Source organism: Sulfitobacter sp. 15WGC, assembly GCF_005068605.1.
GTDB lineage: Bacteria > Pseudomonadota > Alphaproteobacteria > Rhodobacterales > Rhodobacteraceae > Sulfitobacter > Sulfitobacter faviae.
The window spans coordinates 40,383-50,527 of the sequence record NZ_SZNL01000015.1; the positions used below are offsets into that span (position 1 = coordinate 40,383).

Annotated in this window: 14 protein-coding genes; 8 read left to right on the forward strand and 6 right to left on the reverse strand. The window is 62.9% G+C overall.

The window, feature by feature from the left end; genetic code table 11:
- Window positions 1–3: 3 nt before the first annotated feature.
- A complete protein-coding gene (locus FCK22_RS13275) occupies window positions 4–891 on the reverse strand; it encodes an alpha/beta hydrolase (protein ID WP_067263646.1) in 888 nt (295 codons plus the stop codon).
- Between the two features lie 149 nt (window positions 892–1,040).
- On the opposite strand from FCK22_RS13275, the gene FCK22_RS13280 reads away from it, so the two are divergent.
- The gene (locus FCK22_RS13280; RefSeq protein ID WP_136720485.1) at window positions 1,041–2,396 is read left to right on the forward strand and encodes an MATE family efflux transporter; all 1,356 of its coding nucleotides are present in this window, start codon (window positions 1,041–1,043) and stop codon (window positions 2,394–2,396) included.
- Between the two features lie 3 nt (window positions 2,397–2,399).
- Here FCK22_RS13280 and FCK22_RS13285 read toward each other — a convergent pair whose 3' ends face one another.
- Window positions 2,400–2,801 (reverse strand): hypothetical protein, encoded by a 402-nt coding sequence (locus tag FCK22_RS13285; RefSeq protein ID WP_067262135.1) that lies wholly within the window; start codon window positions 2,799–2,801, stop codon window positions 2,400–2,402.
- Window positions 2,802–2,812: 11 nt separating this feature from the next.
- The gene (locus FCK22_RS13290) at window positions 2,813–4,015 is read right to left on the reverse strand and encodes a pyridoxal phosphate-dependent aminotransferase (protein WP_067262134.1); all 1,203 of its coding nucleotides are present in this window, start codon (window positions 4,013–4,015) and stop codon (window positions 2,813–2,815) included.
- An 85-nt stretch (window positions 4,016–4,100) separates the two neighbouring features.
- Here FCK22_RS13290 and FCK22_RS13295 point away from each other — a divergent pair, with 85 nt between their 5' ends.
- The 3 genes from FCK22_RS13295 to FCK22_RS13305 all read left to right on the forward strand — a co-directional run bounded on the left by FCK22_RS13295 (window position 4,101) and on the right by FCK22_RS13305 (window position 5,346).
- Window positions 4,101–4,502 (forward strand): helix-turn-helix domain-containing protein, encoded by a 402-nt coding sequence (locus FCK22_RS13295; RefSeq protein ID WP_067262132.1) that lies wholly within the window; start codon window positions 4,101–4,103, stop codon window positions 4,500–4,502.
- Complete coding sequence (locus FCK22_RS13300) at window positions 4,495–4,761, forward strand: succinate dehydrogenase assembly factor 2 (protein ID WP_067262130.1); 267 nt, start codon at window positions 4,495–4,497, stop codon at window positions 4,759–4,761. The genes FCK22_RS13295 and FCK22_RS13300 overlap by 8 nt, the downstream gene beginning before the upstream one ends.
- Window positions 4,762–4,845: 84 nt before the next feature.
- Entirely contained in the window at window positions 4,846–5,346 is a 501-nt protein-coding gene (locus FCK22_RS13305; protein ID WP_067262129.1) for a winged helix DNA-binding protein, read from the forward strand.
- Here the strand turns inward: FCK22_RS13305 and FCK22_RS13310 are convergent.
- A complete protein-coding gene (locus FCK22_RS13310) occupies window positions 5,340–6,083 on the reverse strand; it encodes a DUF1194 domain-containing protein (RefSeq protein ID WP_067262127.1) in 744 nt (247 codons plus the stop codon). The two genes, FCK22_RS13305 and FCK22_RS13310, sit on opposite strands and share 7 nt — an antisense overlap.
- A gap of 106 nt (window positions 6,084–6,189) precedes the next feature.
- A complete protein-coding gene (locus FCK22_RS13315) occupies window positions 6,190–6,624 on the reverse strand; it encodes a VOC family protein (protein ID WP_067262125.1) in 435 nt (144 codons plus the stop codon).
- A 233-nt stretch (window positions 6,625–6,857) separates the two neighbouring features.
- On the opposite strand from FCK22_RS13315, the gene FCK22_RS13320 reads away from it, so the two are divergent.
- From FCK22_RS13320 to FCK22_RS13335, 4 genes are all read left to right on the forward strand, one after another.
- Entirely contained in the window at window positions 6,858–7,691 is an 834-nt protein-coding gene (locus FCK22_RS13320) for a thymidylate synthase (RefSeq protein WP_067262123.1), read from the forward strand.
- Complete coding sequence (locus tag FCK22_RS13325; RefSeq protein ID WP_067262121.1) at window positions 7,691–8,170, forward strand: dihydrofolate reductase; 480 nt, start codon at window positions 7,691–7,693, stop codon at window positions 8,168–8,170. Before FCK22_RS13320 ends, FCK22_RS13325 begins: the two co-directional genes overlap by 1 nt.
- A 43-nt stretch (window positions 8,171–8,213) precedes the next feature.
- Entirely contained in the window at window positions 8,214–9,413 is a 1,200-nt protein-coding gene (locus FCK22_RS13330) for a cytochrome P450 (RefSeq protein ID WP_067262119.1), read from the forward strand.
- Between the two features lie 67 nt (window positions 9,414–9,480).
- A complete protein-coding gene (locus tag FCK22_RS13335; protein WP_067262113.1) occupies window positions 9,481–9,774 on the forward strand; it encodes a hypothetical protein in 294 nt (97 codons plus the stop codon).
- Window positions 9,775–9,828: 54 nt separating this feature from the next.
- Here the strand turns inward: FCK22_RS13335 and FCK22_RS13340 are convergent, their stop codons facing one another.
- Entirely contained in the window at window positions 9,829–10,035 is a 207-nt protein-coding gene (locus tag FCK22_RS13340; RefSeq protein ID WP_067262111.1) for a cold-shock protein, read from the reverse strand.
- Window positions 10,036–10,145 lie beyond the last annotated feature (110 nt).

The following is a 10,145-nucleotide window of genomic DNA, read 5'->3' on the forward strand; positions in this document are numbered from 1 at the left end:
ATTTTACAAGGGCCGCTGCCCACACCAGTCGAGCACCGCCACCGCCACCTCCGACGGCTTTTGGTGGTGCAGCCAATGATCCGCCCCTTCGATCTCGACCCGCGTGAGGTCTGGCGCGAAAGCCTCCAACCCGGCGGTGGCTTCGGGCAGCAGGGCGGTGTCTTCCGTTCCCCAAATCAGCAGGTGCGGGCAGGGGACGCGCAAACGGTCGACCGGAAATTCTGGCAGGTCGCGCAGGGGCTTGCCCGGCGCGGCGACTTGCAGGGGGGAGGCGCGATACCAGTTGATCATCGCCCTGAGTCGCCCAGGCCGCCCCCATTCCGCGCGGTAGTCCTCAAGCCGCGCGGGCGTCAGCCAGCTGAGGTCCATATTGGCGGAAAAAAGGTCGAGCAGCCCCGCGAAATCGTCCCTTGCCAGCCGCACCGCGCTGCCTTCGGCGCGCAGGGCGTTGATATATTGCGAAGCGCGCGACTGCGCGCCGCCTGCGGCCATGGCGCGCTGAAACGGCACCGGATGCACGCCGTTGAGCACGATCAGCCGGGCCACCAGCTCAGGCCGGAACATCGCCAAAGCGTAGCCCACGGAGGCCCCCCAGTCATGTGCCAAGACGGTCACGGGCCTGTCGCCGATCAAAGCGGCCATATCGGCCATGAGATGCGCCATCGCATAGGGTTCGATCCCCTCGGGCGCGCTGCTTTGGCCATAACCGCGCTGGTCGGGGGCGATGCAATGGAAGTCTTGGCACAGCAGCGGTGCCAGATCACGCCACGCGCCGCCGTATTCGGGAAAACCGTGGAGCATCAACAACGGCGGCAGGCTCTCATCGCCCCAGTGACGAATGAAAATCTCCTGACCGTTCAATCGGCGGGTTTCGGTCCGTGTCGGTTCCATCGCGAGCCCTCCTGCCATCAGCTTTGCTGTTAAGGGCCGCGGACGCAAGGATTTCATGGCAAAACAGTGGCATCGACACCCCGCAAACCCATGGCAGAGCGTAAAAACCGCACTTCCCCTTTGCAGCGACCCGGCGTAAGGCTCGTTCCATGACCAAGACAATGACCAACCGCAATCACGTCCGGGCGATCCTGACACTCGGCCTGCCGCTGATCGGCGGGCATCTGGCACAGATGGCCATCGGCGTGACCGATACCGTCATGCTCGGCTGGTATTCGGTCGAAGCGCTGGCGGCGGTGGTCTTGGGCAGCACCTATTTCTTCGTGCTCTTCATCTTTGGGTCGGGCTTTGCCATGGCGGTGATGCCCTTGGTGGCCGCCTATGACGCCGAAGATGACGAGATTGGCCTGCGCCGCGCCACGCGCATGGGGCTGTGGCTCTCGGTGGGGTTCGCCATGATCGCGCTGCCCGCGATGATCTGGTCGCCCGCGGTGCTCGACCTTTTGGGGCAGGGGCCGAACCTTGCAGACCGGGCGGGCGATTACCTCAAAGTGGCGGGCTGGGGCATTCTTCCTGCGCTTTTGGTGATGGTGTTGAAATCCTACCTCGCCGCCTTGGAGCGCACGCAGGTGGTGCTGTGGATCACCCTGCTGGCCGCCGGGGTCAATGCGCTGGCGAATTACGCGCTGATCTTCGGCAACTGGGGCGCGCCGGAGCTTGGTGTGATGGGGGCGGCTGTGGCCTCGGTCACGACGCAATGCGTCTCGCTGATCGGGGTGGTGATCTATGTGCTGATTGCCCTGCCGCAGCACAGCCTGTTCGTGCGCCTCTGGCGGGTGGACGGGCAGATGTTGCTGCGGGTGTTCACGCTGGGCCTGCCGATTGGCCTGACCACGCTGAGCGAAGTCGGCCTTTTCGCGGCCTCCTCGCTGATGATGGGCTGGCTAGGGACGATCCCGCTGGCCGCACATGGCATCGCGATCCAACTCGCCTCGCTGACCTTCATGGTGCATCTGGGGCTGAGCAATGTCGCCACGATCCGCGCGGGCAATGCCTATGGCCGCCGCGACGTGCCGCATATGAAGCGCGGGGCGGTGATCGTGACCGTGCTGTCGCTGGTCTTTGCGCTGCTCACCATGGTCGGCTTTGTCGGCTGGCCCGAGCCGCTGATCTCGGTCTTCATGCAAGAGGATGAGCCCGCGCGGGCTGAAATCCTCGCCATCGGCACCGGGCTTCTGGTAATGGCGGCGCTGTTCCAACTGGTCGATGGGGCGCAGGTGGTGGCCCTTGGGCTGTTGCGCGGGGTGCAGGATACCAAAGTGCCGATGGTCATGGCCGCGGTCAGCTATTGGATCGTCGGCATGCCTTGTTCCTACCTGCTGGGCTTTGTGCTGGGCTTCGGGGCCATGGGCATCTGGGCCGGGCTGGTGGCGGGGCTGGCGGTGGCCGGGCTGCTGCTGAATGCGCGTTTCTGGGGCGTGATCGTCAAGCGGCTGGCGGTCTGAGCCTCAGCCCCGGTCCATCCGATCTGCCTTTTTGCGCACCAGCGTGCTGCGCAGGTCGTGCATCGCCAGCAGCAACTCATCCGTCACCGCCTCAAGCTCGGCGTCCGTGGCGCGGGACTGCGCCCATTGGGTGGTGAGGTTCAGATGCTCCACGGCGCGGCGGATGTCGTCGATCTCGCGCGCCGCAAGGGTCGCGCGGCGGGCCTTGGTCCAGCGGGCAATCTCGGCCTGATCGGCTTCGGTCAAACGGTGCTGCCCGTGGGGCTTCACCTCTCCGTTGCGGATGTTGACGACGGCGATCTGCTCCATCTCGATCCGGCGCTGGCGGTTCGCGGCATCCAGCCGAAACACCGCCGCACCATTCTCGCGGACCCTGAAGTAATAGTCGGGAAGATCGCCCGCCATGGTGTTGTCCCTTACGTCAGCCCGGCGCAGAAGCTCTGGATGCGGCTGCACGCCTCTTTCAGCGCCTCATCCGAGGTAGCGTAGCTGACCCGGAAATTCGGCGAAAGCCCGAAGGCCGCGCCAAAGACGACCGCAACGCCGGTTTCCTCAAGCAAAGCGGTGGCGAAAGCCTCGTCATCCGTGATCTTGGTGCCCGCCGCCGAGGTCTTGCCGATCAGCCCGGCGATGGAAGGGTAGACGTAAAACGCCCCCTCGGGCGTGGGGCAGGTGATGCCGGGGATGGCCGAGAGCATCTCAACCACCAGATTGCGGCGGCGCACGAAGGTCTCATTGTTTTCGGCGATGTAATCCTGCGTGCCGTCGAGCGCCTCCACCGCGGCCCATTGGCTGATGGTGCAGGGGTTCGAGGTGCTTTGGGACTGGATCTTGCGCATCGCGCCAATGAGCTTTTCGGGGCCGGCGGCATAGCCGATGCGCCAGCCGGTCATGGCATAGGCTTTCGACACCCCGTTGACCGTCAGCGTGCGGTCGTAGAGCGCGGGTTCCACCTGCGCGGGCGTGCAGAACTCGAAACCGTCATAGGCGAGGTGCTCATACATGTCGTCGGTCATCACCCAAACATGCGGGTGGCGCATCAGCACGTCGGTCAGCGCCTTCAGCTCGTCGCGGCTGTAGCCCGCCCCGGTGGGGTTCGAGGGGGAGTTGAAGATGAACCACTTGGTCTGGGGTGTGATCGCCTCTTCCAGCGCCTCGGGGGTGAGCTTGAAATCATTCTCCAACGTCGCGGGGGCGATGACCGGCGTGCCGCCCGCCAAAAGCACCATGTCGGGGTAGCTGACCCAATAGGGCGCGGGGATCACGACCTCTTCGCCGGGGTTCATCGTGGCCATCAGCGCATTGTAGAGGATCTGCTTACCCCCGGTGCCGACGCTGACCTGCGCGGGCGTGTAATCCAGCCCATTGTCGCGTTTGAACTTGGCGCAGATCGCCTGTTTCAACTCGGGGATGCCGTCGACGGGGGTGTATTTCGTCTTGCCCGCATTGATCGCGGCCACGGCTGCGTCCTTGATGTTCTGCGGCGTGTCGAAATCCGGCTCGCCCGCGCCAAGCGCGATGATGTCGCGCCCTGCGGCCTTGAGTTCTGCCGCTTTGGTGGTGACGGCGATGGTGGGCGACGGTTTGACCCGATCAAGGGTCGCGGACAGCAGTTCCATTTCAGCCTCGGGTTGCTTATGAATATCTCCACGTTCATAGGGGGCGTCCCCGCACCCGGCAAGGGTGTCTGGCAGGAGAGGAAGCATGACCGACGAGATTGACTGGTACGGCCCCGAGGCCGCCACCTTTGGCGACCGGGTCGCGGCGGCCCGCGAACAGACCGGCATGACACAGGCGATGCTGGCCAAACGGCTGGGCGTGCGCCTGTCCACCCTGCGCGGTTGGGAAGACGACCTGTCAGAGCCGCGCGCCAACCGGCTGTCGATGCTGGCGGGGCTGCTCAATGTCTCGATGATGTGGCTGATCACGGGCGAGGGGGAGGGCGTCGATGCCCCCGAAGCGGGCGAGACCGCGCGCCGTGTCGACCTCGAAGAGGTGCTGGCCGATATGCGCGCCCTGCGCAGCGACCTGCTGAAAAAGGCCGAGACTGTCGGCAAATTGGAAAAGCGCATTCGGCGCCTCATGATGGAGCCCGCAGATGGCTGAAGCCCCCGAACACCGGATCAAACGCCTGCAAATGCGCTCTATGCGCCGGGGCATCAAGGAGATGGACCTGATCCTCTCGGCCTATGCCGAGGCGCGGTTGCCCCAGATGGATGACGCGGGCCTCACGCTCTACGACCAGATGCTGAACGAGAATGACCACGACCTCTATCTTTGGGTCAGCGGACAGGCCGAGGCACCCGCCAAATATGCGGCTTTGATCGCGGATATCCGTGGGCAATTGGCCGAGGCGCGAGGCTAATTCAGAAAACCCGAAAGGGTTTAACGAATTATTCTGATTTTTTAGCGAGTTTCCGGCTCAAACAAAGTGAACCGGAGATTTCGCATGAGCATTCAAGACCCCGCCACGCAGCCGATGGCCATAAAGGGTTTCATGGCAGGCTATCTTGAGTCCCTGTCCTTGGTCGAGCGGCTGCACCGCTTGCTGCTGGACGTGATCAAGGACGAATTCGAACGCGTCGGCGTGTTGGAGATCAACGCCGTGCAGGCGCTGCTTTTGTTCAACATCGGCGATAATGAGGTCACCGCGGGGGAGCTTAAAAGCCGCGGCTACTATCAGGGCAGCAACGTCAGCTACAATCTCAAGAAACTGGTCGAAATGGGCTATATGCACCACCAGCGCTGCGAGATTGACCGCCGTTCCGTGCGCGTGCGCCTGACCGAAAAGGGGCGCTATATCCGCGATGTGGTAGCCGATCTATTCTCGCGCCATGCGGATGGGATGGAAAGCAAGGGTGTCTTGGGGGATGCGGGGATCGAGGATATTACCCGCTCGCTCAAACGGATGGAGCGGTATTGGACGGATCAGATCCGCTATATCTACTGATCCCGGGCAGGGGGAAGGTGGGCATAGGCCCGCCCGTCCAATTCGCGCAGGAGCTTTCGCGTCATGGCGCGGGCGTAGTCTTCGAACCCCTCTGCCGTCTCAACGAATGCTCCGGGGCCGAGGATGACCTCGGCCCGGTAGTATGACGCCAGCGCGCCGACCTCGGCCTGTCCGCCATCGTCAAGGCCCGCGTCTTTCGCGCCGATCACCAAGCCGTTGATGGTCAGCTCCTGCGGCCCAAGGGGCGGGTTTTGCAGGCTGTTGCGTATATCCCGGGGCCGCGGTCCGAAGTTCGAGAGGCCATCGCCTGAAACATCCAGCGTGTGTTTCCGGCAGTCCGACCGTGCTGCCAACTGCTGCGCGCCGAATTGCATCGCATCGCCCAAGGCCGTACCGGGAGAGGCCGCGCGCCGCTCGGTGCTGCGCAAAAGGGTGATGGCATTGTCAAGCGCGGCGGCATCGCGCAATGGCGTCCAAGGCAGGACCACCCGCTGATCGCCGGACCCGCTCCACTCATAGACCATCAGATCGACGTGATGCCCGGGCCGCGCCAGCAGGGCATCCCGCAGCCGCGGATCGTCCAACGCCTCGGCCAAACCGCCCAACTGCAACCGATACTCCCGCGCATCGATAGACCCAGAAACGTCCAGCCCCAAGGCCAGTGCCTGCCGACAGGCGGCCTCGGCCCATTGCGAGCCTGATAGGGTGAGAGAAAGGGCAAGGGCGGCGCGGATCATCTCTCTGCCTTCGGCAGGGCATCAGAAAAGCGCGGCTCAAGCGCGGGAGGCATAAAAGCCCCCCGCGCTACACTCATCAGCGCCGGGGCGGCGCGGGCGGCACCCCTTACCAATGGCCGGTGTTTTCCATGCTAGCCCATGGCTCCTGCGCGGGCAGGGCGTCACCCTCTTGCAGCAGTTCGACGGAAATATTGTCGGGCGAGCGGACAAAGGCCATGCGTCCATCGCGCGGCGGGCGGTTGATGGTCACACCGTTGTCTTGCAGGTGCTGGCAGGTCTCATAAATATTCTCGACCGTATAGGCGAGGTGGCCGAAATGGCGGCTGTCGCTGGGCAGTGCGTCGTCGCCGTCCCAATTGTAGGTCAGTTCGACATCGGCATGACCGTCGTCCATGCCCGGGGGGCAGAGGAAAACCAGCGTGAAACGGCCCCCTTCGTTGTCGATCCGGCGCCGCTCGACCAGCCCCAGAAGCTTGTAAAATGCGATGGAGGCGTCGAGATCTTTCACGCGCACCATGGTGTGCAGGTATTTGATGGGCATCGGTTTTCCTTTGGTTGGCTGGCCCGAACGGGGCGGCGCCCCTTCCAAGCTTGAATGTCGTTCAAAGCGGGCGGGGCAAATTAACCCTTCGCGCTTCGCGGTGGAGTTTAGGTGCGAAACCGGCGGTGTCAAAGTGGGCGCGCGATGTCAGTTGATTGCGCAATGATTGGCTGTAGGCTAAAGGCCCGGAAGGCAACGCAAAGGCAAATGCCAAGATTAACGAGGGTCGCCGCATGAAACAGTACCATGATGCGCTGCGCGAAGTGCTGGAGCAGGGGGTGACCTCGACCGACCGCACGGGAACGGGGACGATCTCTCATTTCGGAATGCAACAGCGTTACCGGATGGCCGATGGCTTTCCGCTGGTCACCACGAAAAAGCTGCATCTGAAATCCATCGTGCATGAGCTTTTGTGGTTCCTCGCCGGGGATACGAACATTGCCTATCTCAAGGAAAACGGTGTTCGCATCTGGGACGAATGGGCCGATGAGAACGGCGATCTCGGCCCGGTTTACGGCCACCAGTGGCGGCGTTTTCCGATGGTGGGGGAACCGATGCCCCAGCCCGATGGCACAGTGCTGCATCAGGCCGGGCAGGTCGACCAGATCGCCAAACTGGTCGAGGCGATCCGCAAGACCCCCGACAGCCGCCGCCTGATCGTTTCGGCGTGGAATCCGGGCGAGGTGGACCAGATGGCGCTGCCGCCCTGCCATACGCTTTGGCAGGTGCGCATCGCCGGTGGCAAGCTGCATTTGCAGCTTTACCAGCGCTCGGCGGATATGTTCCTTGGCGTGCCGTTCAACATCGCCTCCTATGCGCTGCTCTTGGAAATGCTGGCCCATGTGACCGGCTACATCCCCGGTGATTTCGTCCATTCCATGGGCGACGCGCATATCTATTCCAACCATCTGGAGCAGGTGAAAACCCAGCTTGCGCGCACGCCCAAGCCGCTGCCAAAACTGCGGATCAACCGCGAGGTCAGTTCGATCTTTGATTTCCGCTATGAGGATTTCACCTTTGAGGGCTATGATCCCGACCCCGCGATCAAAGCACCGGTGGCCGTCTGATGCTGAGCCTGATTGTCGCCCGCGCCCGCAACGGTGCCATTGGCAAGGACGGGGATATCCCTTGGTCGCTGCCCGAAGACTTGAAGTTTTTTCAGCGTGAAACCACCGGCGGGGCCATCATCATGGGGCGCCGAACGTGGGAGAGCCTGCCCTTCAAGCCACTGAAAAACCGGCTGAATTGCGTCGTCTCCAGCAGCGAGGTCGAGGGCGTAAATGTGGCGCGCGACCCGGAAGCCGCTTTAGGCTATTGCGCGGCAGAGGGCTATCGCCGGGTCTACGGCATCGGCGGCGAAGGCATCTACCGTGCGCTTTTGCCCCTCGCGGACCGGCTTTTGGTGACCGAAGTGGATGTGGAAATCGACGGCGCCGATGCGTTTTTTCCCGAATTCGACCCAGACGAATGGATCGAATTGGGCAACCTTTGCCTGCGCACATCCGGTCCGCGTGCCATCGCGCGGGAGTGGCTGCGCCGCTACTGACCGGCCATTGACATAGGCCGCGCGGCCGGCATCACTGCGGGCCATGTTTGATCTATCCGCACCACCCGAAGGGTTTGTCGAGAACCCGTTCCCCCACTACGACCGCCTGCTGCGCGAGGCCCCGGTGCTGCGCCAGCCTGATGGCTCGGTCCTGATCTGCCGCCATGCGGACCTGAACGCGATATACCGCGACACCACGCTTTATATCTCGGACAAGAAACTGGCCTTTGCGCCGAAATTCGGCCCCGGCAGCCCCTTGTTCGAACATCATACCACCAGCCTCGTTTTTAATGACCCGCCCCTGCATACCCGCGTGCGGCGGATCATGACCTCGGCCCTTACGCCCAAGGCGCTCGCGCGGATGGAGCCGGGGTTGATCGATACGGTCGACCGGCTGGTTGAGGGGTTGGGCCCCACGCCGGACCTGATCGAGGACTATGCCAGTTGCATCCCGGTGCAGATCATCGGCAACCTGCTGGACGTGCCGATGGAAGAGCGCGGCCCGCTTCGCGATTGGTCGCTGGCGATCCTCGGCGCGCTGGAGCCGACCTTGAGCGAGGCGGAGCTTGAGGCAGGCCATGCGGCGGTGCGCGAGTTCAAAGCCTATCTGCAGGACCTCATCGCGCGGCGCCGGGCCGCGCCGGGGGACCCTGAAACCGATGTGCTGACCCGGTTGATCGCGGGGGATGACGGGGGGCAGCTGACCGAGATCGAGTTGATCCAGAACTGTATTTTCATCCTGAACGCGGGCCATGAGACGACGACCAATCTGATCGGCAGCGCCCTTGCGCTGCTGCATGACCATCCCGACCAAAAGGCCCGGCTGCTGGCCGAGCCTGCCCTGATCGAGCCTTGTATCGAAGAGGTGCTGCGCTTCCGCTCGCCCAACCAATTCGGCAACCGGGAGACCGCGGCCCCGGTCACCATCGGCGGGGTCGAGATCGCCGCGGGCAGCAACCTGCACCTCTGTATCGGGGCTGCGAATCGCGACCCGGAAGTCTTTGATCAGCCGACAAAATTCGATATCGGGCGCAAGCCCAATCGGCATCTGGCCTTTGCCGGTGGCCCGCATGTCTGCGTTGGGCTGACCTTGGCTCGGATGGAGGGGAAGATCGCGCTTCAACGCTTTCTGAACCGCTACCCGGATTATGAAATCAGCACGACCCGCCAAGGCGGCAGGCGCATCCGCTTTCACGGCTATGCGACGCTTCCGGCGCGGCTGACTAAAACGGGCTTAACATAAAAGGCTGGACTAAAGGAAAGCGTCCCGGCAATCTTCGATAATATTATACATAATTACGAGGGTTATCATGCGTGTAACGACAGCTATTGCAGTGGCGGCAGGGCTGCTTTCAGCCGGGCTGGCCGGTCAGGTCTCGGCAGAGCCCAAGGTCTATGCCTATCCCAGTGCCGCAAATTATTGCCCGGCAGGGCTGCAACCGGTGACCCTTGGCGGGGCGATCTGTTGTGGCACGCCGAACCAGACCATGACCTATGCTGAGGCCAAGGCGCACCCCGTGCAGCGCCGTCACCGCGTGGTCACACCGCGCCGTTCAGCCCGCGTGCCTTGCCCGGTTGGGACCAAGGGCTGTTCGTATAACTGATCTTTCAAGCAACGCCCGGCGCGGGACGCCGGGTGTTTTCTTGCAATATCGTGGCTAGAGCAGCGCGAGGTCGGTGGCCATCTGCCGTCCGTCGCGGCCTTCGGTCAATTCATAGCTGACCTTTTGATCGTCCGCCAAGCCGGTCAGGCCAGACCGTTCGACCGCCGAAATATGAACAAATACATCGTTACCGCCGCTTTCGGGGGCGATGAACCCGTAGCCTTTGGTGGTGTTAAACCATTTCACGGTGCCAGTTGGCATAATCTCCGCGCCTCCTTTGTCTTTGCGTCTCTGCGTTCAGCAGAATGGCGAAAGCGATTGAATTGCGACCCGCCATAATAGAAAGATCGCGCGGACTGGAAAAAAAATCA